Origin of the sequence: Actinomyces procaprae (assembly GCF_004798665.1) — a bacterium.
In the GTDB taxonomy this organism is placed as follows: Bacteria; Actinomycetota; Actinomycetes; order Actinomycetales; family Actinomycetaceae; genus Actinomyces; species Actinomyces procaprae.
The window spans coordinates 2,633,353-2,659,160 of record NZ_CP039292.1; the positions used below are offsets into that span (position 1 = coordinate 2,633,353).

The window sequence follows — 25,808 nt, forward strand, 5'->3', positions numbered from 1 at the left end:
GGCGGTAAACTTTGGCGGTGATCGGCGTCTCAGGCGGGACGCCGTCGGCCCGGACAGGAGGCAGATGGGCTACGCGCCGCCATTCACCCGCACCCCCGCCATCGACGACCTGTGCATGCAGATCGCGGAGCGCGTCGGGGCGCTCGGTCCCACCTCACCCCTGCGCACGAGCCCGCGTCTGCACCGCGAGCTGCGTATCCGCACAATCCGCTCCTCGCTCATGATCGAGGGCAACACCCTGTCCCACGACGCTGTGACGGCAATCATCGACGGCAAGCGCGTCCTCGGTCCCGCCCGGGAGATTCGCGAGGTCGAGAACGCCAACCGGGCCTACGGGCTCATGGAGGAGTTGGATCCGCACTCGCTGGCGGACCTACTACGGGCCCACGGCGTCATGATGACGGGACTGGTGGACGATGCGGGACGATTCCGCAATGCCAACGCCGGCGTCTTCGACGGCGAGAGGCTCATCCACGCGGGCACGCCCGCCGCTCACGTACCCGAGGTGATGGCGGACCTGTTCGGCTGGATGTCTCGCACCGACCTGCACCCACTGCTCGTGTCCTGCATCTTCCACTACGAGTTCGAGTTCATCCATCCCTTCACCGACGGCAACGGGCGCACCGGACGCCTGTGGCATACGCTGCTGCTGTCCCGCTGGCGTCCCGTCCTGGCCTGGCTCCCGATCGAGACCGTGATCCGGGACCGGCAGCAGGACTACTACGCGGCGCTCGCCCGCTCCAACGCAGCGAGCTCATGCGAGGACTTCGTGGCGTTCATACTGACCGTCATTCGCGACGCCCTGGTGCCCTACACGTCCCCTTTCACCACGGACGCTGTGCCGGCCGGCGGGGACGACCGCGCCGAGCGGGCCCTGACCCTCCTCTCGGAAGAGCCGACGGCGACGGTCGCCGACCTGGCCGCTCACCTCGGCTGCTCCCGCCGGACGGCCGAGCGCGTCATAGCGGGCCTGCGCACCTCCCGGCGCCTGGCACGCGAGGGCTCCGCGCGGGCGGGCAGGTGGCGGGTCGTAGGTGCTCCCGGACAGACGCCCGCCGTCGAGTAACGCGGTGCCGTTCCCGGGGAGCACTACCAGGGCCCCGCAGCATGTTCGGGTGGCATCTAGCATCAAGGCAAATTCCGGGCACTGGATGGAACAGCCGGCGAAAGGCGCCACCATCGCGCCCGGTTGAAGGGAGTCACCAGTCATGGAAGCGCAAATGCTCAAGGGTCAGATAGCCCTGATCACCGGAGCCAGCTACGGAATGGGCCGCACGATGGCGGAGCTGTTCGCCAATGAGGGGGCCGCCGTTGCCATCACCGCCCGCCACGCCGAGCAACTAGAAGGAGTCGTTGCGGGCATCCGCGCCAAGGGCGGGCGGGCCATCGGCATCGTCGCCGATGTCACCAGCCCGGAGGACACCGAGCGCGTGTTCGCGCGCGTGCTGGAGGAGTTCGGAGATCTGGACATCCTCATCAACAACGCCGGCATCGGTGAGCAGAAGACGATCGACGACACCGACGACGACTGGATGCTCTACGTGCTGAACACCAACCTCGCCGGCCCCATGCGCTACATCCGCGAGGCGCTGAAGATCTTCCGTCCCAAAGACGAGGGCTGCATCATCAACATCTCCTCGGTCAACGGGGAACGCCCCTTCTGCGGCGCCGCCTATACGTCGAGCAAGGGTGGACTGAACACGCTGACGAAGAACGTGGCCATGCTGCTCAACGACACGAACATCCGCTGCAACGCCGTCGCACCCGGCGCCACCGTGACGCCGGCACACGAGGCCAACAAGGCCGGCGAGCAGCCGGGAGGTCAGAAAATGCTGGAGCACTCCCAGCACTACGTCTACTTCCCCGGGCCGGAGTGCGACCCCCTGGACCAGGCCTATGCCTGCCTGTACCTGGCGTCGAAGATGGGGCGGGCCGTGCGCGGCCAGGTGATCCAGGTGTGCAACGGCGCCTTCCTCTGAGTCCCCGGCAGCCGGATGTCCAAATCCATGACAAACGCCGGACTCGATGCCCGGATTGATTACCGCAACCGCACGATTCCAACGTTTCACGAGTCGTGGGCCAGCGCCTCAGACCCGTTTGTCATCATTTTTGACAATGCTCCCGCCCGAGAGCCGTCAGATCGCGGTGTAGCCGCCGTCCACCGGGATGGCCGTGCCGGTCACGTACGCGGATGCGGGCGAGGCCAGGAACAGTGCTGCGGCATCCAGCTCCCCCTCCGCGCCGTACCGGCCCACCGGGATGGTGCGCCTGGCGTGCTCCTGGAAGAACTCGGAGTCGAGGGTCTGCGTGGTCAGCTCGGTGTAGAAGTAGCCGGGGCAGATCGCGTTCACGGTGATGCCGTGCTTGCCCCACTCGGCGGCCAGCGCCCGGGTGAGGTTCACGACCCCGCCCTTGGCGGCGTGGTAGGGCGCGGAGCCGGCCACCATGTTGCCCACCAGGCCGTACATGGACGCGATGTTGATGACGCGGCCGTACCCGGCCGGGATCATCGCCTTCTTCGCCGCGGCCCGTGCCACCCGGAAGGTTCCCAGCAGGTCGATGTCGAACTCGTGCTGGAACTGCTCGTCGGTCATGTCCTCAGCAGGACCCACCGCGCCGGTGCCCGCGTTGTTGACGACGACGTCCAGCCGACCGAACCGCTCCAGGACGGCATCCACAACCGCCTCCACATTGGCCGCGTCGGTGATGTCGCAGCGGACCGCCAGGGTCTGCACGCCGAACTCCTCGGAGATATCGGAGGCGACCGCCTCGATGCGTTCCACGCGGCGCGCCACGGCGACGATGCTCGCGCCTGCCGAGGCCAGCGCCTTGGCCATTTGCACGCCCAGCCCGGAGGAGCAGCCGGTGACGAGGGCGACCTGTCCGGTCAGATCGAAGTAGTTGCGGTCCATGGTGTCCTGGAGGCCTTTCTATCGGGAGTCGGCGGCCGTGCCGGGTCTTGAAAGGTGGGTTGCAGGTTCGGCGAACGAACCCGAACTCGCGCGGCCCGGTCGACTACGACCGGCCCGGCTGATGCGGCGAGCCTATGTGCTCAAAGCACCTTCCGGGAAGGTATGTCGCAACAATTCGCCCGGCGCCGGCTGCGGTCCGTGGTCTCGGTGGAGCCGGATCGGCCCGAAACGCCTTCACGACAACGAGGCCTGCTGCATCAGTAGCGGTGAATGCCGCAGGCCTCCTTGATGCGCCGGATCCGCGGCGGAAGCTGGTCCAGGGGCATGGTGCGCGGGGCGTCGCAGGATCCTGCCGCCGCGGCAACCTCATAGAACCAGCACTTGTAGTCGATGAAGTCGAGGGTGGTCTGCAGTTCCTCCAGCTCGCGCAGGACCTCGCGGCGACGCGCCTGCACCATGCTGCGGCGCTGCTCGATGGTGGCGTCACCCTCGAAGTAGAGCCGCACATACTCCCGGATCTCCTTGATGGGCATGCCCGACCGCTTCAGCCGCTCCACGTACCGGATCCACTCCAGGTCGTCCTCGGTGAAGCGCCGCGAGCCTCCGCCCGTGCGAGCAACACTGGGAATGAGGCCCTCCCGGTCGTAGAAGCGCAGGGCCGACGTCGTCAGTCCGGTCTCCCGGGCGGCCTCCCCGATCGTGTAGACCTGTTGCGCGACTGCGGCTGGAGCACTCATAACGGCGAATCCCCTCGAATGTGACGACGGCCGCCCGCCGGCCGCTTGACCTGAAGCTCACTTCAACTTGAAGACTATCCCCATCGGCGAGGTGCGCGGCTGCGGCTACGCCGGGCCGAGCACGACCGCCGCTCTTGCGCAGTCCCGTAGCAGCGGGACTGCCGACCCATGTTGTTCAAGGAGCACTCGTGTTCGTCATTGACCTGACCATCACCGAAGAGGTCGACGACGCCGTCGCGGCCGAGCACCTGGCCGCCCACCGGCGTTGGTTCGCCTCCCACGTCGAGTCCGGGGACTTCCTCCTGCTCGGACCCCGCCGGGACCGCTCCGGTGCCGGAATCATCCTCGCCCGCGCCGAGTCCCGGGCGGCGCTCGAGGAGATCCTCGCCGGCGACGTCTACCACCCGGAAGGCGCCACCTACGAGGTCGCCGAGTTCAAGGCGACCATGGGGGCACCGGCCCTGGCCGAGCTGCTGGAGTCCTGAGGCCGCGCCGGGTTCCGCCAGTACCTGGCGGCCGGAGCCCGCGAGCGCCCAGGTTCGTGGCCGGTTCATCCGAGCCGGCCTCCCCGGCGGGCCATACTTCGCCCGGGGAGCCCCCACCAAACCAACCACTCTCATCCGCTCTTCGAAGGAGTTCTCTCGAAGACCACCGTCCTTGTCTTCCACCCCCGCCTGACTGCCGGCTCGCGCGTCAATGCGCGCCTGGCGCAGGCCGCCCAGGCCGCCGGCACCCCCGACGCGCCCATCGAGGTCCGGGACCTGTACGCCCTGTACCCGGACTTCCGCATCGACGTCGAGGCCGAGAAGGCCGTGCTGACCGCCGCCGACCGCATCGTCTGGCAGTTCCCCATGTACTGGTACTCCACCCCCTCGCTGCTCAAGCAGTGGGAGGACGACGTCCTAGAGCACGGCTGGGCCTACGGCTCCACCGGCACCGCCCTGCACGGCAAGGAGCTCGGCGTGGCCGTGTCCCCCGGCGCCCCCTCCGAGCGCTACGACCACGGTGGTGCCTTCCGCTACACGGTCACCGACCTGCTGCGCCCGCTGCAGGCGACCAGCAACCTGATCGGCACCCGCTTCCTACAGCCCTTCGTCACCACCGGTGCCATGGCCATCTCCGACGCCGACCTGGAGGCTCAGGCCGACGCCTACACGGCATGGCTGACCGGCGAGGTGCCCGCGCTCGGCGACTTCGAGTAAGTCCGCTCTCCTCGGCCGCGCCTCCCCCACGGCCGAGGAGACTGCGCGGGGCTCTCGTACCCGTCTGGGCAGTGGGCGGGATGACCTTCGACCGGCGTCGTTTCGCCTAGGAGTGGGCATGTCTGTGGCTGCAAGCGGGCACGGGGCGCCCGAACAGGTTGGCCCCAAGGCGCTGATCACCCAGTTCACCGATCCCATGATGGGGCTGTCATGGGAGTGCGAACCGGCTCTGCGCAGGGTGGAGACGCACTTCCCGGGTGCGGTCGACTTCGACACCGCGATGGGCCTGCTGGTGCGCGACGTGTCCGACTTCATGACGCCGGCCGAGCGCACTCTGGATGCGGCCGCCGGCATCCGCGCCTACAACGCCAGGCTGGCGGATATCTACCGCAAGGAGGAGCCGCTCGCGGGCATGCCCATCAACATGGAGGGCTTCTCCCTGTTCTCCCCGGCCCGGCGCTCATCGCTCCCGCTCAACCTCGCCTATGAGGCGGTCCGGTTGATCGCCCCCGGCCAGGCGGAGCGTTTCCTCTACCGGCTGCGCTTCGCGACGGTCGTCGAATGCCGACCCACCACCGCGACCGAGGAGCTGGTGGAGGTGGTGCGCGCCTGCGGCCTGGACATCGGCGCCTTCCTGGCGGCCTGCGACGGGCCGGCGGCCAGGGCGGCCCTGCGGGCGAGCCTCGAACGCCGAGCGGCCCTGGGCATCAGGGGTCTGCCCGCATTCATGATCAGCTACGGCGATGTCAGGATGCTGCTGGGCGGGGTCTGCGACTACGACGCCCTCGCCGCTGCGCTCGAGCGCGTCTCCGGCGGCCGGCTGCATCCGGCCGCCGTCAGCCCGACGACGACGACGGTCGATGAGCTGTTGGCGGCCCACCCGCTGCTGTCCGACGTCGAGATCGGCGCAGCCCTGGACCTGAGTGGGCCGGATCAGGCACGTGACTTGGCCGCTCCCCTCCTCGACGCCGGCCGGGCCCGGCGCCTTCAGGCACCACGAGGCTGGTTCATCGAGCGGGCGTGAGCGCGCCCCGTTGCATAGCGGGCATCGGCGGTCAGGGAAGCCTGGAGCCGCGGTAGTAGAGCACCGCGATCTGAGTGCGGTTGCGCAGGCCGAGCTTGGCCAGGATGGCGCTGATGTGATTGCGCACCGTGCCCTCGCTCAGGTGCAGCCGGTCCGCCGTCTCGGCGTTGTCGAGCCCCCCGCTGATGGCCTGAACCACCTCGTACTCACGCTCGGTCAGCGCGGCAAAGGCCGGAGGGCGTACGTCTCCGGGCGTCGCCGCACCCGTCGCCATCCCCATGGCGGCGGTTCGCTCGAGTACCCGCCCCTCCAGGACGCTCATCCCGGTCATGACACTCCGCAGCGCGGGGGCTATCTGCGCCACGTCCTGCTTGATCAGGTAGCCGCGGGCCCCCAGTTGCAGCGCCCGTGCAATGTACTCATCGTCGGCGAAGGTGGTCAGGAAGACCACCTTCGCGCCCGGATCCAGGGCGAGGATCTGCTCGGCCGCATCTAAGCCGTCGGCTCCGGGCATCTGTATGTCCAACAACACCACGTCGGGGTGCGCGTCTCGGAAACCGGCTACCGCCTCCAGGCCGCTGGCGCCCACACCGACCACGTCGATATCCGCCTCGGCCCCCAGGATCGTCGCCAGGGAATGGGCGAGCAGACGATCGTCGTCGACGATTAGTACCTTCACGCGGTCTCCTTCGGGATGGTGGCGAGCACCGTGAACCTCGGAGAAGTCAGGATACGGAGCGTTCCCCCCAGGGACTCGACCCGATCGGTCATGGAACGTGTGCCGAGCCCCATGCCGTCGGCGTCCGGACGTGCGCTCAGCAGCGGCTGTGGGGACTCGGCCCACGCCGGGACGGAGCCGTCGTTGGCGATCGTCAGCCGCCAGAATCCGGGGAAGTCCGCGACCGTCACCCAGGCGGTCCTCGCCTCGCCGTGGCGAGCGGCGTTGGTCAGGGCCTCGCGTGTCACCGCGACCAGGCAGCGCGTCACCAGTGCCGGTGGAGACGCGTCGGGAGCACAATCGACCCTCACCTGCGCGACGCCACAGCCCGCAGCGAGCCGGTTGAGCGCCACGGCCAGGTCCTCGCCCGTGTCGTCCAGGGCATGAACCCCTGCGCGCATGGCCGACAGCGCCTCGTCAGCTGTCTGCGCAATCTGCCTCAGTTCGGCCACCGCCGCAGAGTCATCCCGGTGGGAGGTTTGGGCGGCGTGCACCTGGAACAGTAGACGAGTGAGCAGGTGCCCGACGCCGTCGTGAATCTCCCGGGCAATCCGGGTGCGCTCGGACAAGGCCGCGGCACGCGTCTCGTACTCTTGAGCCTGCTCCAGCCGAGCCTGCGTCTCCTGCAGCGCGGTAACCCGATGCTGTAGATCATCCCGAACGGCGTGCAAGGCGCTGCGGGCACGGTCCACCTGCCCGGTGCGCACCGCCAGCAGTGCGGCCACCGCCGCCAGGGCCGCCGCCACCGACACGACGACCCCGGAATCGCGCCGCAGCGCCAACGCCAGGGGTGCCACACAGATCACCGCGCCGCCCCATGCCCAACGGCCCCGATCCGAGACCGCCCCCACCAGCTCATAGACGGCCAGTGGCACTCCCACGGCGGCCGCAGAGTCCGCGCATCCCGCCAGCAGGTAGGCGGCCGGCAGGGCACCCACGGCCGGCCACCGCCCCCAGGCGGCACAGGTCCCACTGCAGGTGACGGCAACCAGGAACCACACGATCGTCGTCGGCGTGGGCATCCCGAACACCAGCACCAGGGGGACGCAGGCCGCCAGCACCACGGTCCTGTCCGTCAGCTCCCTCACGCACCGATTATCAGCCACGGCGGCGCGGCGAGTGCGCGGACGGTGACAGCCCCTGACATTTGTCACGACCGGGCCGCCACCTCATGACAGCAGGCACTTCCGGCACCGTGCCGCCTCGCGCAACCATGGCCCCGAACCCGATCGACGGGCGAAAGGAGACGACGTGTCCGACATGGCGGTGGTCGTTGATGACCTGGTCAAGCGCTACGGGGAGCTGGTAGCCGTGGACGGGCTGTCGCTGGAGGTCGCCTCGGGCGAGATCCTCGGGCTGCTCGGCCCTAACGGCTCGGGTAAGACCACGGCGATCAATTGCATACTGCAGTTGCTTACCTACAACCGGGGCGAGATCCGCGTATTCGGCGAGCCGATGTCGGCCACCGCCTACGAGCTCAAGCGGCGAATCGGGGCGGTGCCGCAGGAGGTGGCCGTCTTCGAGGAGCTCACAGTCCGGGAGAACATCGACGCCTTCTGCGCCCTGTACGTCTCCGATCGCGCCCGCCGTCGCGAGCTGGTGCAGGAGGCGATCGACTTCGTGGACCTGGGGCGGTTCGCCAGGTTCCGCCCGGGGAAGCTCTCCGGCGGGCTGCTGCGCCGCCTGAACATCGCCTGCGGCATCGTGCACCGCCCCGATCTAATCATCCTGGATGAACCCACCGTGGCCGTCGACCCGCAGAGCCGCAACGCCATCCTCGACGGGATCAAACAGCTCAACACCCGCGGCGCCACCGTCATCTACACCAGTCACTACATGGAGGAGGTGGAGCAGCTTTGCACGCGGATCATCATCATGGACCGGGGCAGGCAGCTCGCCAGCGGCACCGCCAGCGAGCTCAAGGCGATGATCGGCACCGGTGAGCGCATCCGCGTGGAGGTCGTCTCCCCCGCCGAGCTCGGCGAGCGCGAGCTGGAGGCGGTGCGTCGAGCGGAGCACGTCCGCACCGTCGCCTACGAGCCGCCCGAGCTGGTCATCGAGTGCACGCCGGGGGCGCACAACCTGGCCGACGTCCTGGCGGCGCTCGCCGCGGCGAATGTGGCCTGTGGCCGGGTGACCTCCGAGCCGCCGACCCTGAACGACGTGTTCCTGGAGATCACCGGCCGGGCGCTGCGCGACGAGGCGGCCTGATATGGGAACCGTCTTCCGCTACCAGGTCCTGCGGCTCCTGCGAGACAGGATTCTGCTGCTGTGGGCACTGGGCCTGCCTATCGCGCTCTCCCTGATCTTCATGGCCATGTTCGCCGGGTTGGAGGCGGGATACGCCGTCGACCCGATGCGGGTCGGGATCGTGCACGATGATGCCTACGCCTCCGAAGCCGGGCTGGATGCCGCGCTCGACGCCGTCTCCGCCGCCGACGCCGAGCCGCAACTGCTCGATCCGGTGGTGTACGACACCGCGGAGCAGGCCGAGGCTGCGGTTCGCGACGGCACAACAGTCGGCTACATCGCGGTGCAGGACGGCGATCCTGTACTGCACCTGTCCGCGGAGGGAGACGAGCTGTCCACGACCCCGGTGCTGCGGGCGATGCTGGACACCTATGTGCAGAGTCGCGACGAGCTAACCGCTCTGCTCGCCGCAGGAGCACCACCCGCAGAGGCCGCCGCGGCGGTACAGAACCGCCATGCATTCACCACCGAGCTTCAGGTCACCCGCGTGCCCGGCAAGCCCGAGGTGCCGTATTACTTCGCGCTGCTGGCCTTCACCAGCGGTATGGGCATGACGATCGCCGTCGTCGCCGTGCAGGAGATCACCGCCCCCGCCGGCCCGTTGGCGGCGCGCCGCAACCTGGGGGCACTGCCGCGGTGGAGGCTGCTGCTCGGGACACTGGCCGCCGCCTGGGTGTGCACCTGGGCCTGCCTGGTACTGGCATTCATATTCATGCGATTCGTGGTGGGTGTGGACTTCGGCCCCTACGCGGTGCTATGCCTGTTGGCCATCGGGATCTCCAGCCTCATGGCCTGCGCCGCCGGCTCGGTCCTGGGAACGTTCCCGCGGATGCCGCTGGGAGGAGTGTCGGCGATCAGCTGCCTGCTGGCCCTGTTCTGCGGACTGTACGGCACCGCCTCACAAGAGCTGGCCAACCGCGTCGAGCTCAGCGCTCCGCTGCTGTCTCAGCTCAACCCGCTGTGGCAGGCGTCCCGATGCTTCTACGGGCTGCTCTACTACGACTCCCTGGAGCCATTTGCTCGCAGCTGCGCCGCGCTTGCGGGCATGACCGTCGTGTTCTTCATGATCGCCATGATCCGGATGCGGAGGACCAACCATGAGCACATTTAGGACTTCGCTGCGGATCCTGACCGCGCACCGCCTCTATATTCTGGTCTACCTGGTGCTGATGAGCGCGGGTGGCCTGTTCATCGGGGTCGGCTCAGGCAATGCCACCGCCGACGGCGTCACCCAGGTGACGGCGAAGGTGGCCGTGGTCGACCGCGACGACTCCGCGGCCTCCCGGGCACTGGCCGATTACGTGAACGCCGTCGGAGAGCCGCAGCAACTCGACGACACCCGGCAAGCCCTCCAGGACGCCACCTCCAAGGACCGCATCCAGTACATCCTGATCATCCCCGCAGGCTTCGGGCACGACCTGCAGGCGGCCGCAAACGAGGGAACTGCTCCGCCCACGGTGGAGACCGTTATCAGTTACCGGTCCTACATTGGCTCGCTAATGGATGTGCGCACCAATGCGTACCTGAACCAGCTCTATGACTACCTGCGCGTTTCAAGCTCGGACACCGTCGGCACCGCCTCCGCCGAGGAGTCCGTGGCGCAGGCCGTGAGCCTGGCCGATGACTCGATGGGAGGCGGCGCCACCGCGAAGCTCATCACCGACGGCGCCCTCCCCCTGCCGGATTCTCTGAAGCTGTACGTGCTCTTCTCCCTGTTCCCGCTGATGGCGTTCTGCGTGGTCGCGATCGCAGTGCTCATGACCTCACTCAACCGGCCTCCCGTACACTCCCGCGTATCGGCTGCGCCCGTGACCGCCCGCTCGCGCGGCCTGGGGCTGCTGGGCGCATGTGTTTTAGTCGGACTGGTCGCGTGGTTGTGGTTCTTCTGCCTGGGCACTGCGGTCTTCGCCGCCGATCGCATCGTGGATGCGGCACCACGGCTGGGGGTGATCGGTCTCGCACTGGCCGCGTACACACTCAACGGAGTTGCTGTGGGCTTCCTCGTGGGTCAACTGCGGCTGGGAGACAACGCGGCCAATGCCATTGCGGTAATCGGCGGGATGGCACTGTCCGCGCTGGCGGGCGCGTGGGCGCCCCTGGACATGCTGCCCGACGCGGTGGCCGCAGTATCGCGGCTCACTCCCGGATACTGGGCGGCGCAGGCCATCGGCGGCGCGTTCACCTCCGACTCCGCCTCTATGCAGGTGCTGATGCCGCTGCTCGGGTACTGCGGGATATGCGCCCTGTTCGCCGTCGCCATCGGAGCCGTCGGCCTGGGTGTCGGCCGCTCACGGGCACGTGCGGCGGTCTAACCAGACATCGCGTCATCGGCAGAAATGTCCATCGGTGCCGACTTTCACCGCAACCAGCCCTTAGTTTCACGGCTCTTCGTGTTTGTGGGTGTGGTGGTTCGGGCTCGCGGGTGGTCGTGTTCGGCGCGGACGGGTCCGACTTGGTGGTGGTGTTCGGGACTGGGAGGTCGTGCTCGGGCGTGCGGGAAGCGAGGTCGTGGGTCCTGCGCGGACGTTCTGAGGCTGACGACGACGTCACCGGCGGCGGGGATGTCCTCGGGGCGGTGTCACGGGCGTGGAGCGAGTGGGATCGAGGCCAGGGCACGGTCGTTGGGTACGCCCCTTCGGCGTCTGCTACGCCCCATTGGCGTCTGCTACGCCCCTTCGGCCTCCGCTGAAGGTCCCAGACCCCTTCACTTCAGCAGACACCCAACCGGCGTAGTAAACAGGCGCTTCCGGTTTGGGTTGTGGCGTTCGGCCGGGGCTGTGGTGCGGGGGTGGTTGGGGTGATGCGGTCGTGCTCGGGTCAGTGCGACATCGTCGGACCGCCGAAGACGCTCTCCCGGAAGGCACCCTCGAGGGCCGGGGCGTGTCCTCTAGCAGCCCCGCCAGGTCATCTGGACCGGCTCGTCGTGCTCGTGGATGTGGCGGCCGGCGTGTCTCCGGGTGAGGAAACCGGTGGGCCTGCCGGCTCGACACGGCGACCGCCGCCCAGCTGTCACTGATTGCACCATTTTACCCGCCCGGACGCGAGCCACCTAGCACACATCGTTGAAATCATGCGGTTCTGTCGACCAGGTTCCCGGCATGGCCAGCGAAAGTGGTGCAATCTGTGACAGCTGGGAGCACCATCGGATGCTCACCGGCGCTACGCGTTTGCGGGCGTGGCGGTACGGGCCCGCAGGTGGTCGCGCTCGGGTGTACGAGGTCGTGCTCGGGCGTGCTGTTCGGTGTGCACCGGGCCGGCTAGGAGGTCGTGCTCGGGCGCGTGGGGTCGCGCTCGAGCGCGCGGGCATGCTCGGGGCGCCGAGGGCGTTGTCCGCCGGGCAGGGGCGCCCTCGCCGCGGCCGGGCGGAGTGCTCGAGGACCCGGTTTGAACCTCCACGGCGCCGGCTCACCACGCCAGAACGCCAGGCCTGGCTGCACTTGGCTGCCGACAGCTCCGGCGCCCGGAAGCGGGACCGTCTGCTGCGCCACCCCCGGTCTACTGCGCCGCTTCGCCATCTGCAACGCCACTTCGGGGTTAACAACGCCAGTTAACCGTCTGCTGAAGGCCCCAGGGGTATACAGCAGAGCGTTAAGTAGCGTTGTTAACGCCCAGCCGACGCACCAGACACCCCACCCCACCCCATGCCATGTCCCAGGGAATCGGCAGCACTCCTGCCCCAGCCCAAGACAACCACCACACCCCCAAACCGGAAGAGCCACTTCTCCGCTCGGCACGCCGCCCGGGACCTCAAAGCCGCCGGAGGCCGAGGCCAAGCCAACGGGGTGGGCCACCACACGGCGGCCCACCCCGGAGTGCTCAGAGCCGAGCGCAGACGCGACTCAGGCGAGGTTGGTGCGCAGGAACTCGGTGAGCTTCTCCCACGGGATGGCGCCGTTCTCGCCACCGTCGTACAGGTCGGTGTGGGAGGCGCCGGGGATGGAGACGAATTCCTTGTTGTCGCCCTGCAGGCGGGCGAAGGCGTCCTTACCCATGTAGTAGGAGTGGGCCGCCTCCCCGTGGACGATCATGACGGCATTCTCGATCTCCTCAATGTAGCCGAGCAGGGTCGCGTTCATCAGCGAGGAGCCGCCGATAACCGTCCACCCGTCGTTGGAGTTCAGGGAGCGGGGGTGGTAGCCGCGGGGCTCCTTGTAGTAGGCGTAGTAGTCCTTGACGAAGCCGGGAGCATCCTCGGGCAGCGGGTCCACCACCCCGCCGGCCATGGCGTAGGTGCCGGAGCGGTAGTCGGCGGTGCGCTGGGCGGCCACGGATGCGCGCATCTGCTTGCGGGCCTCGGCGGAGTCGGCGGAGTCGAAGTAGCCGTTCGCGGCCACCCGGCTCAGGTCGTACATGGTGGAGACCACGGTGGCCTTGATCCGCGGGTCGGCGGCCGCGGCGGCCAGCGCCATGCCGCCCCAGCCGCAGATGCCGATGATGCCGATGCGCTCGGGGTCGACGTCCTCGCGCACGGACAGGAAGTCGACGGCGGCCTGGAAGTCCTCGATGTTGATGTCCGGGGAGTTCATGTAGCGGGGCGTGCCGCCGGACTCGCCGGTGAAGCTGGGGTCGAAGGCGATCGTGAGGAAGCCGCGCTCGGCCATGGTCTGGGCGTACAGGCCGGAAGACTGCTCCTTGACGGCGCCGAAGGGCCCGCTCACGGCCAGTGCGGGCAGCTTGCCGTCGGCGCTCTTCGGCTTGTACAGGTCGGCGGCGAGGGTGATGCCGAAGCGCGTGTGGAAGGTGACCTTCTCATGGTCCACGGCGTCGGACTGGGGGAAGACCTTGTCCCACTCCTGGGTCAGCTCGAGGTTCTCGGTGCTCATTTCCTGAGTCTCCGTTTCTTCGGTGCTCGTGAGTATCTGCGGTGCTGCGGCACGGTGCCGCAGCACCTCCGGCATCCAAATTAACCACTAGGCCGACATGACGCTAATGATTGTTTTGCATATTCGACATGCCGTTTTGGCATATCATGGCCGGTATGGAGATCCGCACACTGCGGTACTTCGCCGCCGTGGCCCGGGAGGAGAACATGACCCGAGCCGCCGCACAGCTGCACGTCTCGCAGCCGACGCTTTCGAAGCAGATGAAGGCGCTGGAGCGGGAGTTGGGGCACAAGCTGTTCGTCAGGCACTCCTTCAGCATCGAGCTCACCGAGGAGGGCCGACTGCTGCGCGAACGGACCGAGGATCTGATCGGCCTGGCAGATCGCATCGAGGCCGACTTCCTCGCCCTGGGTGACATCACCGGAGGCGATCTGTACCTGGGGCTGGCCGAGTCCTACCAGGTGGGTCTGCTCGCCCGCCAGCTCAGGCTGCTCAAGCAGGAGTGCCCCGGGCTGCGCTACCACGTCACCAGCGGCGACACCGAGCAGGTCACCGAGAAGCTGGACCGGGGCCTGCTCGACTTCGCGGCGATCGTCGAGGAGCCCGACGGCGAGCGCTTCAGCCGGTACGAGACGCTGCCCCTGCCCGTGGCGGACAGGTGGGGCGTGGTGCTGCGGCACGACGACGCCCTGGCCGGCAAGAAGGCCGTCACCGTGGACGACCTGGCGGGACTACCGCTCTTCTGCTCGGAGCAGTCCTGGGCACGGGACATCCCGGCCTGGGCCGGCAGCCGCATGGGCGAGCTGCAACTTGAGGGCACCTTCCGCCTGCCCTACAACGGCGCGGTCTTCGCCCGCGAGGGCCTGGGCTACCTGCTCACCTTCGACCGCCTGGTGGACACCAGCCCCTCCAGCGGACTGGCCTTCCGCCCGCTGGAGCCGGCACTCGAGTCGCGGATGTACCTCATCTGGCGGCGGCAGCAGGCCCACTCCCCCATGGCGGAGCGCTTCCTGGAACGGCTGCGCGCCTCGCTGGCCGACGACGCCGCTCCTGCGCCCCGCTAGTAGCCCCCTATTCCGAGACCGGCACCGTCGGCATGCCGACATCCCCTTGGAACTCCCCGAGCGCCTGCGGTCGACGATTGAACTGAGCATCCTAGGCGCCGGGCCCGATCTCCCCACTGCCACGAGTAATGAACTGCGTGGGGATCACAATGTGCTCTGGTTGGAGTGCCTCACCCTCCAGGCGGCGGAACAGGCGCTGCGCAGCCACCCTTCCCATGCGCCGTGGATCCTGCCGCACCACCGTGAGCGCCGGCTGAAGCATGTCCGCAAGCGGCAGGTCGTCGAAGCCGATATGCGCAATCCGCCTCCGCAGGTCCAGCCTATGCAACGCATGCAGCGCCCCCTCGGTGAGGAGGTTCTGCCCACTGAAGATCGCCGTCGGCGGGCTCGGCTCACTGAACAGTCCAGTGACGGCGCGCTCGGCGGATTCAGGACCAACCAGTCCCGAGACAACCAGCGCACCGCCGGCATCGGCACCGTATGCCGCGAAGGCCGCATTGAATCCCTCCCGGCGCTCCACTGCCGTGGCTACATTCAGACGCTCGGTGAGCAGCGCGATACGCCGGTGCCCACGCTCAAGCAGATGCAGGGTGGCCCGCTCGGCCGCAGACCGGGTGTCACTGGTTACGCAGTCGGCCTCGACGGCGTGCGGAGCACGGTCGACGAACACGATCGGCACGCCCAGATGCAGAACCCGCTCCAATGCGGCGCCGTCCACCGTGGTGGTGTTGACGATGATCCCGTCCACGTGGCGCCTGATTGAGTCCTCCACCGCCGCCACCTCCCGGTCCGGCCGCTCATCCAGGCTGGAGGCCAGCACCGCCACATCGTGCTCCCGGGCAACGTCCTCGACTCCCCGGTGAAGCTCACCGGCGAAGGGATTGTCAACACTGCCCACCAGCAGGGCAATCGTGCGTGTGGCTCCGCCGGGGCGACGCAGGCTGCCGGCACGCAGGTCCACGTGGTAGTCCAGCTCCCGCACCGCCTCCCACACGCGCTCCGCCGTGGCATCGGCGACATTGGGTTCCCCGTTAACAACACGCGAGACCGTCTTCACTCCCACCCCAGCCAGGCGGGCGACCTGCTTCATAGTCGCGCGCGGCCGCACCCCCGACGCCGCGCCGACGGACGAGTATGACGCCACTGTCTCCTCCCCGAATCTCAAGACGCACTTGACCCACGTGGTGACCAACCGTACCATCGACACTGCGGTTGACATCGTTGTCAGCACTGGAACGCCGCGGTTGGAGGGGTTCCAGTACCCCACTCCCACAGCCGCTTCGGCGGTTCTCCCAACCACCCCGGCACTGCCGGGATCGGGCACCTACAAGCAATGGAGCAGATATGGCACCACCACAACCACCCCTGCTGAGACTTACAGACGTCTCCAAGTCCTTTCCCGGCGTGCAGGCCCTCAGCGGCGTCTCCTTCGATCTGCAGCCCGGGGAGGTGCACGCCCTCGTCGGTGAGAACGGAGCCGGCAAGTCCACACTCGTCAAGATCCTCACCGGCATCCACCCCGACTTCGAGGGCAGCTACGAGTACGGCGGCGCCCCGGCCGCCTTCCACTCCATCCGCGACGCCCAGCGCGCCGGGATCGCCATCGTCCACCAGGAACTCAACATGATGGCCGACCTGAGCGTCGCGCAGAACATCTTCATCGGCAGGGAGTCCTCCTCCCTGCTGGTCTCCGATCGCGTACTGAACCGCCGCGCCCAGGAGCTGCTCGCCGAGCACGAGGTCGATGTTGCCCCGCAAACCCTGCTGCGGGACCTGTCGGTCTCCAAGGCACAGCTGGTGGAGATCGTGCGCGCCATGTCCTTCGAGGCGACCAAGGTGCTGATTCTGGACGAGCCGACGGCGGCGCTGTCGGAGGCCGAGAGCGCCGAGCTGCTTCAGCGAGTGCGACGACTGCGGGACCGCGGTGTCTCGGTCGTCTACATCTCCCACCGCATGCACGAGGTCATGGCGATAGCCGACCGCATCACGGTCCTGCGCGACGGCGCGCACGTGGGCACGCTCAAAACGGCCGACACCAACCTCGATGAGATCATCGAGATGATGGTCGGCCGGCAGGTCGTCAACACCCCCAAGGCCGCATCCGAGGTGGCACCGGACGCACCCGTCGTCATGCGCGCTGAGCACCTGGCCTCCGCCGACGTCCAGGACGTGTCCTTCACCCTCCGCCGCGGGGAGATCCTCGGATTCGCGGGCCTGGTCGGCGCCGGCCGCACGGAGACCATGCGGATTGTCGCAGGCGCGGACCGTCCCACATCCGGGCGGCTGGAGGTCAACGGCACCGAGGTGTCCTTCCACCGCCCCAAGGACGCCATTCGTGCGGGAATCGCCTATCTGTCCGAGGATCGCAAGCGCTTCGGCCTGGTCACGGGCCTATCCGTCAGCGACAACACGGTGCTGGCCTCCTACGACGCCTTCACCACCGCCACGGTCGTACACGAACGTGCGGTACAACGCGCAACCCGCAAGTACGTGGACATGCTGCGCATCAAGACCCCGTCCACACGCCAGCGCGTACGCAACCTCTCCGGCGGCAACCAGCAGAAGGTGGTGCTGGCCAAGTGGCTGCTGCGCGACGTCGACATCCTCATCTTCGATGAGCCCACGCGCGGCATCGACATCGGTGCGCGCGCAGAGATCTATCAGCTCATGCGCGACCTGGTCGCGCAGGGGAAATCAATCATCCTCGTCTCCTCGGACCTTGACGAGGTCCTCCACCTGTCCGATCGCGTGGTTGTCATGCGCGAGGGACGCAAGACCGGGGAGCTGGACGCCTCCGAGGCGACGCAGATCAAGATCATGGAATTGGCCACCAAGCAGGAAGAAGGTCGCGCAGCATGAGCGCAAACATCACCAAGAACAACCCACTGCGGGCGCTGCCGATGCAACAGCTGATGGCGCTGGCCGCACTGGTCATCCTGTATGCGTTCTTCGCCGTATTCGGCAATCACTTCCTGTCCCCCAGCACCTTCGTGTCGATCCTCGACTCCTCCTACTACATCGGCTTCCTGGCCATTGGCATGACCTTCGTGATCATCACCGCGGGCATCGACCTGTCCTCCGGGACGGTAATGGTCGGCTCCGCGCTGGTCGGCGGGGTCGCCTACAACGTATGGCACCTGCCTATCGGCCTCGCACTGCTGGTGGTACTGGCAACCGGAGTCGCCTTCGGCATCGGCAACGGGATCCTGGTCGGTTTCCTGCATATCCCGCCCTTCATCGCCACCCTGGGCATGCAGTTCGCCTCCCTGGGGCTGTGCGCGGTGATCGCCCAGGTGCAGACGCAGACCTACCCGAGCCTCACATCCGCTGACGGCTGGTTCAAGACGGTCCTGTACAAGGCGGGGGACCTGCCCGTGGGCATCCTCTGGCTGGCCGCCTTCTTCGTGATCGCCTGGTTCATCCTCACCCGCACCAAGCTCGGCCGCTACACCTACGCCATCGGCTCCAACGAGGAGGCGGTCGAGCTGTCGGGCGTGGTGGTCTCCCGCTGGAAGTTCTGGGTCTACGTGCTCAACGGCTTCTTCTGCGGACTGGCCGGGGTCATCTACGCCGCCACCTTCTCCTCCATTACCCCGCAGACCGGCAACGGCCAGGAGATGTATGCGATCGCCGCCTGCGTGATCGGCGGTACCTCACTGGCCGGAGGCGTCGGCTCGCTGTGGGGAACCATCATCGGCGTCTTCGTCATCTCCGTACTCAAGACCGGCCTGCTGTCAATGGGCCTGCCCGTGCAGTGGCAGCAGGTCCTTATCGGCGTCGTCGTTGTGCTGGCGGTCCTACTGGACGTCATCCGCACCCGCCGCGCCGGCCGCGCGTAATCCCAAGAACGAATCAAATCCCATTCCACCCATGAAAGGAATCACCACCATGACCACCACTCTCACCCGGAGGACCGCGCTGACGGCGGCACTCGCCTCCGCCTGCTCCCTGTCCCTGCTGGCCGCGTGCAGCGACGACGGCGGCTCCGCCGGCGCGGACGGCAAGATGAAGGTCATCATCATCTCCAAGAGCTACCAGAACCAGTTCTACCAGGCCGCCTTCAAGGGCGCGCAGGACGCTGCCGATGAGCTCGGCGTGGTCCTGGAGACCAACGGTCCCGACGCCGAGAGCAACGTCTCCCAGCAGGTGGAGCAGCTGGCCTCGGCGGTCAACCAGCGGCCGGCCGCAATCGCCCTGGCCGCCTGCCAGCCCGACGCCGTTCAGGACGCCCTGGTGAACGCCAAGAACCAGAACATCCCGGTGATCGGTTTCGACTCGGGCGTGCCCGACGACGCCTCCGGAGCGGTGCTTGCCACCGCGACCACGGACAATGAGGCGGCCGGCGGAAACGTCGCCACCAACCTCGCCGCCAACACCGATCTGCAATCCGCCCTGGCCTCCGCGAGCGCGGACTCACCCGCCGTCATCGGCGTCCTGGCACAGGACTCGACCTCCGGCTCGATCGTCCAGCGCGTGGACGGCTTCACCGCCACCCTGGTCGCCGAACTGGAGAAGCTCGACGGCCTCGCGGGGGCGGTGGACGTCTCCGGGCAGCAGCGCTGGACCACGCCGTCGTCCAACCCTGCCAAGGCGAAGATCGTGGTGACCGTGCCGCCCACCACCAGCCAGGCGGACATCCAGTCCGCGGCCGCCTCGATCCTGTCCACGGATGGACTGGTCGCGTTGTTCGCTGCGAACCAGGACGCCGTCAACGGCGTCATCAGCGCCACCGCTGACGCCTCCCAGCTGGATCGCGACTCCGGCCGCTACAAGGATCTGCTAGTGGTCGGCTTCGACGCCGGCACTTCGCAGAAGGACGCCGTGCGTTCCGGGGCCTTCCTCGGCTCGGTGACTCAGGACCCCTACCAGATGGGATACCAGGCGGTCACCCTTGCCGTGCAGGCGGCCAATGGTGAGACCGTTGCGGACGTGGACACCGGTTCACACTGGTACGACTCCACAAACATCGATGATGAGGACATCTCGGTGCTGCTGTACGACTGAGCTCATCTGAACCACATGGTGGCCGGGCGGGGCGTTTCCGCCCGGCCACCATGCCTGGTCCACTGCGGTCGCACCCCACTCCGGTTCAGGAACAGCAACTCGCAAGAGACGGCCGCCTACCCCACTACCAGCCGCAGTCGGCCCGCGCTCTCGTTGTCGATCCGCCAGGTTTTGGAGGTGGTCGCCTCTACCAGGGCGACGTCGTGGGAGACGAGTAGCAGCGCCCCCGGGAATGGCGCCAGCATCCTCTCCAGCGCCCTGATGGAGCCGATGTCCAGGTGGTTGGTGGGCTCGTCCATGACGATGAGCTCCGGCCGGTCGAGGACGCCGAGGGCGAGCATGAGCTTGCGCATCTCGCCGGGGCTGACCTCCTCCCCCGCCAGAACCCGCTCCGGCGAGGAGTTGAGCCCGGCTACGACCGACAGCACGCGGCCGCGGCACTCGGCGTCCAGCCCGGCCAGGCGCGCCAGTGTTCCCTCCCGCGCCGCCCGGTCGGGTTCTTGGGGCACATACAGCCGCGCCGTGTCCTCCGGTATCCGCGCCAGCAGGGCGCGGACGAGTGTGGTCTTGCCGGTGCCGTTGTCACCCACGAGTGCCACGTGGTCGCGACTGCCCAGGTGCAGCGCCGGCGTGCGCAGGGTTGTGGCCTCCCCCAGGGGCAGGGCGAGCGGCTGTGTGTGCAGCAGCACCGGACGGCGACTCGGGGCGGAGTCGGCCCACAGGTCGGCGTCGTAGCGTTTGTCGATGTGCATGGCCTCCACTTTGGCGTTCGCGCGGGCGAGCCGGGCCTCCATGCGGGAGGCGAGCCGGCCCGTCTTGCCGTCCTGTCCACTCACCACGGCTAGGCGTCTGCGGAAGCGCGCGTCGTTGTCGTGCTTGGCGATGTTGCGGGCGGAGCGGCGGGAGGCGGTGCGGGAGGCCTCCTCGCGGCGTCGTTGGGTCTCTCGGGCCAGGCGCCGCCGCTCCCGCCTGGCCGCCTCAAGACGCTGGACGGCGCCCTCCCGCTCCAGCTCGGCCTGGGCGAAGCCCTGCGTGTATCCGCCCGGCCGCATGACGGCGGTACCGGCGTTCATGAACAGGCACTGAGCGCACAGGTCATCCAGCAGGGCGCGGTCGTGGGAGATGAGGATGCCGACGCCGTTGAAACGCGCCAGGGCGGCACGGATGGCCGTGCGGGCCGCGGCGTCGGCATGGTTGGTCGGCTCGTCCACCACCAGCAGGTCCGGCTGCTCCCAAAGCGCACAGGCGACCTGGACCAGCTTGCGCTGTCCGCCCGAGAGCGTGTCGTAGCGCCACGCCCACTCGTCGGCGACGCCGAGGTCGCGGCGCAGCCGCATGGCAACCTCGTCATAGGCGCAGGCGAAGTCCAGCAGCGCCGACGGTGGCGCGGCGGCGTCCTGAGCACAGTAGTGGGCCACCAGCCGCGGAGCCACTGCGCCGGCGTCGGGCTTCAGTTCCCCGCAGGCGATGCGGGCGAGGGTGGTCTTGCCGCAGCCGTTGTCGCCGACGACGCCGGTCCAGCCGGCCGGGAAGGTGGCGGTGACTCCGGCCAGCGCCGGAGACGCGGCGCCGGGGTAGGTGTGGTGGATATCGGACAGGGTGAGCTGCATGCGGGCCTCCTGGGGGTAGGAGGCCGTGCGGCGGTGCAGGCTGTTCGCAGTTTCGCAACGAGGGCTGTCCGACGATGCCGTACTTGCGCGGAGGATGCCACGTCCGTCGGGGCGGGTCAGGCATTCATCCGGTCGGTGCGAGTTCAGGCCGACGGCGGATCGGTATGGAGGTCAGCGACGCTGCACCCCGGGCACGGCCTCATGGGTTGAGTCTGTTTCCGTGCGCCCGTGGGGCATCGCTACTTCCTCATGCGCCTAACGCTAGTGGGCAGTCGTGTGCCCGTCCAGCACTGCCGCGGTCTTTCCCGCCTTCGACAGTCCTCCGCCGCGGCTGCGTAGTCGACGTGCGAGGCGCGGCTCCGCCCCGGCGAGCATGAGCCACTGCCGGGGCGGAGCGATTCTGATCGTGATTCGGTTACTTGCTCACGCTGGTGCCGGCGAGCGGCTTGTCGCCGGGGCGGGCGAGCGGGCCGACCAGCTCGTGGGGCTGGTAGGGCTCCTCCAGGTAGGCGATCTCCTCGTCGGTGAGCTTCAGGTCCAGGGCGCGCACGGCGTCGTCGACCCGGCTGGGCCGCGAGCAGCCGACCAGCGGCGCGGCCACGCCCCGCGCCCAGTGCCAGGCGAGTGCCACATCCGCCATGGGCACGCCGTGCTTGTCCGCCGTCTCGGCCACGCGCTCGATGATGGGCATGTCGATCTCACGGTCGCGGTCGTACTTGCTGCTCATGACCTTGTCGGTGGTCGAGCGCACGGAGTCGGAGTCCCAGGTGCGGCGGGTCAGGTGGCCGGAGGCCAGCGGGCTGTAGGGGGTCAGGGACATGCCGTACTGCTGGCACACGGGAATCAGCTCGCGCTCGTCCTCACGGTAGAGCAGGTTGTAGTGGTTCTGCATGGAGGCGAAGCGGGTCCAGCCGTTCGCCTCCGCAGCCAGCTGCAGGTTGTGCAGCTGGTAGCCGAACATGGCCGAGGCGCCCAGGGCCCGGACCTTGCCCGCCTTCACCAGGCCGTCCAGCGCCTCCATGGTCTCCTCGATCGGGGTGTCGTAGTCGAAGCGGTGGATGATGTACAGGTCCAGGTAGTCGGTACCCAGGCGCTTCAGCGAGCCCTCGATCTCCCGGTTGACCGCCTCCCGGGAAAGGTGTCCCTCGTTGAAGTAGACCTTGGAGGCGAGTACCACGTCCTCCCGCTTGACGCCGAGGTTCTTAAGCGACTGTCCGATGAACTCCTCGCTGGTGCCGCGGGCGTAGACGTTGGCGGTGTCGATGAAGTTCACGCCCAGCTCCAGTGCCCGGGCGATCACCGCCTGGGTGGCGGACTGGTCTATCACCCACTGGTGGGAGTCGGGGAAGGCCTTCCCGAAGCTCATGCCGCCGATGCACAGGCGGGGAATGGTGATATCCGTGGTTCCGAGCTTGGTGTACTCCATGTCAGAGTCTCCTTGGGTACGTGAGTCGGTTGCGCATTCGGGCCGGGGCGGCAGCGCCGTCGCCCGAGTCTCAGCCTGCCCCGGGCTGCGCTCGTGCAGCCAGGTTCTGGCAGTGCCCCCGTGGCCCCGCGCCCGCTTAAGCCCGCCACACCGCCCGGGAGCAGGTATCGCAGAACCGCGGTCCACCGTCGGCGGAGGAATAACGCCCATTGGCGCCCCGCTGTTAGTGGCCCCCCTCGCACAATCCGTCAGAAACCACCTCTGACCTGCACTAACGCAGTTGAGACAAGAGGTCCCAGGGGCGCCCTGCCGAAAGCGTCGGCATACGGCGTTCTCACGGTAACCAAGCATCCGGAGAGTGCGAACGTAACGAATCACCTCAACTGCTAGCAATGTCATATCTAGCAAGTACCATTGCGTCACCGGCAGCTCGCCGTCACACGTTCCCGATGCCCCAGGAGCCGTCATGACCTATCCCGCCCAGAACCCTCCACCCGCACCAGCACCAGTCCAGCCGAGCGCTCAGCGCAACACCATTGGACTCATCGCACTGATCTGCGCAGTCGCGGGTTTCATACTCGCATGCATTCCCGGCGTCCTCATCGTCGGCTGGATCCTACTTCCGATTTCTTTCATCCTCGGGCTGGTATCGCTGTTCCAGAAGGAGCGCACCCGCTGGCAGGGCATCACCGCCATCATCCTGTCTATCGTCGGAACCGTGGTCGCGGCGCTGGTGTTCCTGTTCGTGGTTTCCAACGCGGTAGACGACGCCTTCGGCACCAGCTCCGACACCGTCGTCTCGAGCGCCACCGACTCGACCACGACCGACGACGCAGACTCGAGCGACAGCGACCAGGCCCCCACGGGCACCGACACCGTTACTCGGGAGAACCCTGCCGCGCTGGGCAGCGAGATCAGCAGCGACGAGTGGAAGGTGGTCATCAACTCAGTAACATTCGATGCCACGAGCGAAGTCGTCGCGGAGAACCCCTTCAACGATCCGCCTGCGGACGGCTACGAGTACATTCTCATCAACTACACGGTCACCTACGTGGGGGACGATCCGGATGGAGACATGCCTGCATTCGTCACCGTTAATTACGTGACCGCTGACGGCGTGACCATCGACGGCACCGACACGCTCGCAGTCGCTCCGGACGAGATCGACACGCTGACCACCCTGTACAACGGCGGCAGCGTCACGGGAAACGAGGCCATCGCAGTCCCGTCTGCATCTGCTGAGGACGGCGTACTCGCGGTGCAGCCCGGCCTGCTCGCGGACACCGTCTTCGTCGCGGTCAAGTAACCCACTGGCCGCATCCATTGAGCCGGCGCTCTGATCCACTGGACACGGATCGGAGCGCCGGCTCATCTTCAACTATTCGTCTCACTGCGCATCAGCGCATGGGCGAGCCGGTGCGTATTCGCGATACCAGCCCGCGCCCTGGTACGCGCACCTCCGCGGGTATCGTGCTCTTCCGGTTTGGGGGTGTGGTGGTTGTCTGGGGCGGCGGCAGGAGTGCTGCCGATGTCCTGAGACATGGCATGGGGTGGCGTGGGGGTGTCTGGTGCGCCCTGCTGGGCGTTAACAACGCTACTTAACGCTCTGCTGTATACCCCAGGGGCCTTCAGCAGACGGTTAACTGGCGTTGTTAACCCCGAAGTGGCGTTGCAGACGGCGAAGCGGCGCAGTAGACCGGGGGTGGCGCAGCAGACGGTCCCGCTTCCGGGCGCCGGAGCTGTCGGCAGCCAGGTGCAGCCAGGCCTGGCGTTCTGGCGTGGTGGGCCGGCGCCGTGGAGGTTCAAACCGGGTCCTCGAGCACTCCGCCCGGCCGCGGCGAGGACGCCCCTGCCCGGCGGACAACGCCCTCGCCGGGCCGAGGGCGTCCTCGGCGGCCCGAAAACGTCCTTGTACGCCCCACAACGACCTGCGCTGGTCGAGCACGTCCTCGTAAGCCCGAAACCCTCCCGAACGTGGAGGGTTTGGGGATGAAGAGGACGTTCTCGACAAACCAGCACCCACCGAGCACGACCCCGCCGGCCCGAACACGTCCCCGCCAGCCCCACACCGACCTCGCCGCCCCAGCCACAACCACCGCGAACACCGCAACCCGGACCAAAGCCACCACGCCGGAAGCACCACACCCTCAAACCTGAAGAGCCGGTGGACTCCTGCAGCTGCACCCGCCTGCCGCCGACACGCCCCGGGGCGAACATATCCGCGGCCGGCAAGGACGCCGGCGCCGACACACGTGGGACCGCGGCGGAGAAGTCCTCCACTAGTTGGCGCTCCTGGGCCTGGGCGAGGAAGGTCAGGTGCGCTACCGCGTCCTCGATACCAACCTGGCTGGTGCTGGCCCTCCCGGTGAAGCAGTAGGCGGGGGTCAGCCCGTAGACCTGGCCCGGGCCCAGCACCCCCAGGTGTGCGCTGGCCCAGTCCACCAGCAGCTCACCGGTGTCATCATCCTCAAGATCCTCCCGTGCCGACACCAGTGTGGTGCAGCCCATGCGCTCACGCCTGACCGACCCAGCACGCGCCGCCTACTGCTCTTTCCAACGGCGCAGGTTAGGCAGTACCGCACTCATGTAGGAGACGGCCTCGTCCTCGGTGATGTGCACGCCTTCGGACATGTAAGGAGCACTGAACTCAATCAGCTCTTCTAGCGTCTCCGGGCCGACGAAGGCGCCGTCCTGGTAGCACCAGGCGCAGTAGTCCTCAGACTTGGTCCCATCGGCCTCACTGCCGTGCTGCTCCTCCTTCGGAATGGGCATGCCGCAGCTCTGGCAGTGTGGTCCGGGAGGCGCCTCAAGAAGGCGGGTGACCGGCACTTCCAGCGCGGTGGCCAGCAGCTTGCACATGTCGATGCCGGGCGTAGTAGCGCCGGTCTCCCAGCGCGAGACCGCCTGTCGGGTCACCATGACCCGCTGCGCCAGTTCGTCCTGCGTCATCCCCCGCAACGCCCGAACCTCAGCGATGACTTCTCCGATTGCCATGTCGGCCTCCTGATCCGCGGCTCCCGGTGATGCCGCCACATAAG

The 25,808-nt window shown here is 67.8% G+C and carries 22 protein-coding genes; 13 read left to right on the top strand and 9 right to left on the bottom strand.

The window, feature by feature from the left end:
• Window positions 1-64 precede the first annotated feature (64 nt).
• Complete coding sequence (locus E4J16_RS10760; protein WP_136313990.1) at window positions 65-1,066, top strand: Fic family protein; 1,002 nt, start codon at window positions 65-67, stop codon at window positions 1,064-1,066.
• Between the two features lie 142 nt (window positions 1,067-1,208).
• Entirely contained in the window at window positions 1,209-1,979 is a 771-nt protein-coding gene (locus E4J16_RS10765) for an SDR family NAD(P)-dependent oxidoreductase (RefSeq protein ID WP_136313991.1), read from the top strand.
• A gap of 156 nt (window positions 1,980-2,135) precedes the next feature.
• Here E4J16_RS10765 and E4J16_RS10770 read toward each other — a convergent pair whose 3' ends face one another.
• Together E4J16_RS10770 and E4J16_RS10775 are read right to left on the bottom strand one after the other, a co-directional pair.
• A complete protein-coding gene (locus tag E4J16_RS10770) occupies window positions 2,136-2,912 on the bottom strand; it encodes an SDR family oxidoreductase (RefSeq protein ID WP_136313992.1) in 777 nt (258 codons plus the stop codon).
• 257 nt (window positions 2,913-3,169) lie between these two features.
• Window positions 3,170-3,649 carry a MerR family transcriptional regulator gene (locus tag E4J16_RS10775; RefSeq protein WP_136194325.1) on the bottom strand — a complete coding sequence of 160 codons (480 nt, stop codon included), beginning with the start codon at window positions 3,647-3,649 and terminating at the stop codon, window positions 3,170-3,172.
• A 188-nt stretch (window positions 3,650-3,837) separates the two neighbouring features.
• On the opposite strand from E4J16_RS10775, the gene E4J16_RS10780 reads away from it, so the two are divergent.
• From E4J16_RS10780 to E4J16_RS10790, 3 genes are all read left to right on the top strand, one after another.
• On the top strand, window positions 3,838-4,134 hold the full coding sequence (locus tag E4J16_RS10780) for a YciI family protein (RefSeq protein WP_136194324.1): 297 nt from the start codon (window positions 3,838-3,840) through the stop codon (window positions 4,132-4,134).
• A gap of 93 nt (window positions 4,135-4,227) precedes the next feature.
• Window positions 4,228-4,851 (top strand): NAD(P)H-dependent oxidoreductase, encoded by a 624-nt coding sequence (locus E4J16_RS10785; RefSeq protein ID WP_136313993.1) that lies wholly within the window; start codon window positions 4,228-4,230, stop codon window positions 4,849-4,851.
• 118 nt (window positions 4,852-4,969) lie between these two features.
• Window positions 4,970-5,875, top strand: coding sequence for a DsbA family protein (locus E4J16_RS10790; protein ID WP_136313994.1), 906 nt, complete (start codon window positions 4,970-4,972; stop codon window positions 5,873-5,875).
• Window positions 5,876-5,906: 31 nt separating this feature from the next.
• Here E4J16_RS10790 and E4J16_RS10795 read toward each other — a convergent pair whose 3' ends face one another.
• Together E4J16_RS10795 and E4J16_RS10800 are read right to left on the bottom strand one after the other, a co-directional pair.
• Window positions 5,907-6,554 carry a response regulator transcription factor gene (locus tag E4J16_RS10795; protein ID WP_136313995.1) on the bottom strand — a complete coding sequence of 216 codons (648 nt, stop codon included), beginning with the start codon at window positions 6,552-6,554 and terminating at the stop codon, window positions 5,907-5,909.
• Window positions 6,551-7,681, bottom strand: coding sequence for a sensor histidine kinase (locus E4J16_RS10800; protein WP_240038120.1), 1,131 nt, complete (start codon window positions 7,679-7,681; stop codon window positions 6,551-6,553). The genes E4J16_RS10795 and E4J16_RS10800 overlap by 4 nt, the downstream gene beginning before the upstream one ends.
• Window positions 7,682-7,853: 172 nt before the next feature.
• Between E4J16_RS10800 and E4J16_RS10805 the strand changes: the two genes are divergently transcribed.
• The 3 genes from E4J16_RS10805 to E4J16_RS10815 are packed head-to-tail and all read left to right on the top strand — an operon-like array spanning window position 7,854 to window position 11,155.
• On the top strand, window positions 7,854-8,804 hold the full coding sequence (locus E4J16_RS10805) for an ABC transporter ATP-binding protein (protein WP_136314672.1): 951 nt from the start codon (window positions 7,854-7,856) through the stop codon (window positions 8,802-8,804).
• A gap of 1 nt (window position 8,805) precedes the next feature.
• Entirely contained in the window at window positions 8,806-9,954 is a 1,149-nt protein-coding gene (locus E4J16_RS10810) for an ABC transporter permease (RefSeq protein ID WP_136313996.1), read from the top strand.
• Window positions 9,941-11,155 (top strand): ABC transporter permease, encoded by a 1,215-nt coding sequence (locus E4J16_RS10815; RefSeq protein ID WP_204519803.1) that lies wholly within the window; start codon window positions 9,941-9,943, stop codon window positions 11,153-11,155. Before E4J16_RS10810 ends, E4J16_RS10815 begins: the two co-directional genes overlap by 14 nt.
• Before the next feature lie 1,527 nt (window positions 11,156-12,682).
• On the opposite strand, the gene E4J16_RS10820 is transcribed toward E4J16_RS10815, so the two are convergent.
• On the bottom strand, window positions 12,683-13,666 hold the full coding sequence (locus E4J16_RS10820) for an alpha/beta hydrolase (protein WP_136313997.1): 984 nt from the start codon (window positions 13,664-13,666) through the stop codon (window positions 12,683-12,685).
• A gap of 155 nt (window positions 13,667-13,821) precedes the next feature.
• Here E4J16_RS10820 and E4J16_RS10825 point away from each other — a divergent pair, with 155 nt between their 5' ends.
• Window positions 13,822-14,730, top strand: a complete 909-nt coding sequence (locus E4J16_RS10825; RefSeq protein ID WP_136313998.1) for a LysR family transcriptional regulator — start codon at window positions 13,822-13,824, stop codon at window positions 14,728-14,730.
• Between the two features lie 91 nt (window positions 14,731-14,821).
• Here E4J16_RS10825 and E4J16_RS10830 read toward each other — a convergent pair whose 3' ends face one another.
• The gene (locus tag E4J16_RS10830; RefSeq protein WP_204519805.1) at window positions 14,822-15,874 is read right to left on the bottom strand and encodes a LacI family DNA-binding transcriptional regulator; all 1,053 of its coding nucleotides are present in this window, start codon (window positions 15,872-15,874) and stop codon (window positions 14,822-14,824) included.
• A 200-nt stretch (window positions 15,875-16,074) separates the two neighbouring features.
• Between E4J16_RS10830 and E4J16_RS10835 the strand changes: the two genes are divergently transcribed.
• From E4J16_RS10835 to E4J16_RS10845, 3 genes are read left to right on the top strand one after another with little or no spacing between them, the layout of a single operon-like run.
• Window positions 16,075-17,589: a sugar ABC transporter ATP-binding protein gene (locus tag E4J16_RS10835; protein ID WP_136193728.1), complete on the top strand. Its 1,515-nt coding sequence runs from the start codon at window positions 16,075-16,077 to the stop codon at window positions 17,587-17,589.
• Entirely contained in the window at window positions 17,586-18,569 is a 984-nt protein-coding gene (locus tag E4J16_RS10840) for an ABC transporter permease (protein WP_136313999.1), read from the top strand. The genes E4J16_RS10835 and E4J16_RS10840 overlap by 4 nt, the downstream gene beginning before the upstream one ends.
• Window positions 18,570-18,618: 49 nt before the next feature.
• Entirely contained in the window at window positions 18,619-19,734 is a 1,116-nt protein-coding gene (locus tag E4J16_RS10845; RefSeq protein ID WP_168709491.1) for a substrate-binding domain-containing protein, read from the top strand.
• Between the two features lie 116 nt (window positions 19,735-19,850).
• Here E4J16_RS10845 and E4J16_RS10850 read toward each other — a convergent pair whose 3' ends face one another.
• Entirely contained in the window at window positions 19,851-21,344 is a 1,494-nt protein-coding gene (locus E4J16_RS10850) for an ATP-binding cassette domain-containing protein (RefSeq protein ID WP_136314001.1), read from the bottom strand.
• Window positions 21,345-21,759: 415 nt separating this feature from the next.
• A complete protein-coding gene (locus E4J16_RS10855; protein ID WP_136314002.1) occupies window positions 21,760-22,770 on the bottom strand; it encodes an aldo/keto reductase in 1,011 nt (336 codons plus the stop codon).
• Window positions 22,771-23,236: 466 nt separating this feature from the next.
• Between E4J16_RS10855 and E4J16_RS10860 the strand changes: the two genes are divergently transcribed.
• Window positions 23,237-24,076 carry a hypothetical protein gene (locus E4J16_RS10860; protein WP_204519807.1) on the top strand — a complete coding sequence of 280 codons (840 nt, stop codon included), beginning with the start codon at window positions 23,237-23,239 and terminating at the stop codon, window positions 24,074-24,076.
• A gap of 1,235 nt (window positions 24,077-25,311) precedes the next feature.
• Here E4J16_RS10860 and E4J16_RS10865 read toward each other — a convergent pair.
• The gene (locus E4J16_RS10865; protein ID WP_136193722.1) at window positions 25,312-25,764 is read right to left on the bottom strand and encodes a zinc ribbon domain-containing protein; all 453 of its coding nucleotides are present in this window, start codon (window positions 25,762-25,764) and stop codon (window positions 25,312-25,314) included.
• Between the last annotated feature and the right edge of the window lie 44 nt (window positions 25,765-25,808).

What these genes read in the sequence shown, in the direction of transcription:
- E4J16_RS10835 (WP_136193728.1), top strand. Translation starts at nt 16,075, where the DNA reads ATGGCACCACCACAACCACCCCTGCTGAGACTTACAGACGTCTCCAAG.
- E4J16_RS10770 (WP_136313992.1), bottom strand. Translation starts at nt 2,912, where the DNA reads ATGGACCGCAACTACTTCGATCTGACCGGACAGGTCGCCCTCGTCACC.
- E4J16_RS10765 (WP_136313991.1), top strand. Translation starts at nt 1,209, where the DNA reads ATGGAAGCGCAAATGCTCAAGGGTCAGATAGCCCTGATCACCGGAGCC.
- E4J16_RS10855 (WP_136314002.1), bottom strand. Translation starts at nt 22,770, where the DNA reads ATGGAGTACACCAAGCTCGGAACCACGGATATCACCATTCCCCGCCTG.
- E4J16_RS10815 (WP_204519803.1), top strand. Translation starts at nt 9,941, where the DNA reads ATGAGCACATTTAGGACTTCGCTGCGGATCCTGACCGCGCACCGCCTC.
- E4J16_RS10790 (WP_136313994.1), top strand. Translation starts at nt 4,970, where the DNA reads ATGTCTGTGGCTGCAAGCGGGCACGGGGCGCCCGAACAGGTTGGCCCC.
- E4J16_RS10760 (WP_136313990.1), top strand. Translation starts at nt 65, where the DNA reads ATGGGCTACGCGCCGCCATTCACCCGCACCCCCGCCATCGACGACCTG.
- E4J16_RS10850 (WP_136314001.1), bottom strand. Translation starts at nt 21,344, where the DNA reads ATGCAGCTCACCCTGTCCGATATCCACCACACCTACCCCGGCGCCGCG.
- E4J16_RS10860 (WP_204519807.1), top strand. Translation starts at nt 23,237, where the DNA reads ATGACCTATCCCGCCCAGAACCCTCCACCCGCACCAGCACCAGTCCAG.
- E4J16_RS10865 (WP_136193722.1), bottom strand. Translation starts at nt 25,764, where the DNA reads ATGGCAATCGGAGAAGTCATCGCTGAGGTTCGGGCGTTGCGGGGGATG.
- E4J16_RS10810 (WP_136313996.1), top strand. Translation starts at nt 8,806, where the DNA reads ATGGGAACCGTCTTCCGCTACCAGGTCCTGCGGCTCCTGCGAGACAGG.
- E4J16_RS10845 (WP_168709491.1), top strand. Translation starts at nt 18,619, where the DNA reads ATGACCACCACTCTCACCCGGAGGACCGCGCTGACGGCGGCACTCGCC.
- E4J16_RS10820 (WP_136313997.1), bottom strand. Translation starts at nt 13,666, where the DNA reads ATGAGCACCGAGAACCTCGAGCTGACCCAGGAGTGGGACAAGGTCTTC.
- E4J16_RS10775 (WP_136194325.1), bottom strand. Translation starts at nt 3,649, where the DNA reads ATGAGTGCTCCAGCCGCAGTCGCGCAACAGGTCTACACGATCGGGGAG.
- E4J16_RS10825 (WP_136313998.1), top strand. Translation starts at nt 13,822, where the DNA reads ATGGAGATCCGCACACTGCGGTACTTCGCCGCCGTGGCCCGGGAGGAG.
- E4J16_RS10840 (WP_136313999.1), top strand. Translation starts at nt 17,586, where the DNA reads ATGAGCGCAAACATCACCAAGAACAACCCACTGCGGGCGCTGCCGATG.
- E4J16_RS10805 (WP_136314672.1), top strand. Translation starts at nt 7,854, where the DNA reads ATGGCGGTGGTCGTTGATGACCTGGTCAAGCGCTACGGGGAGCTGGTA.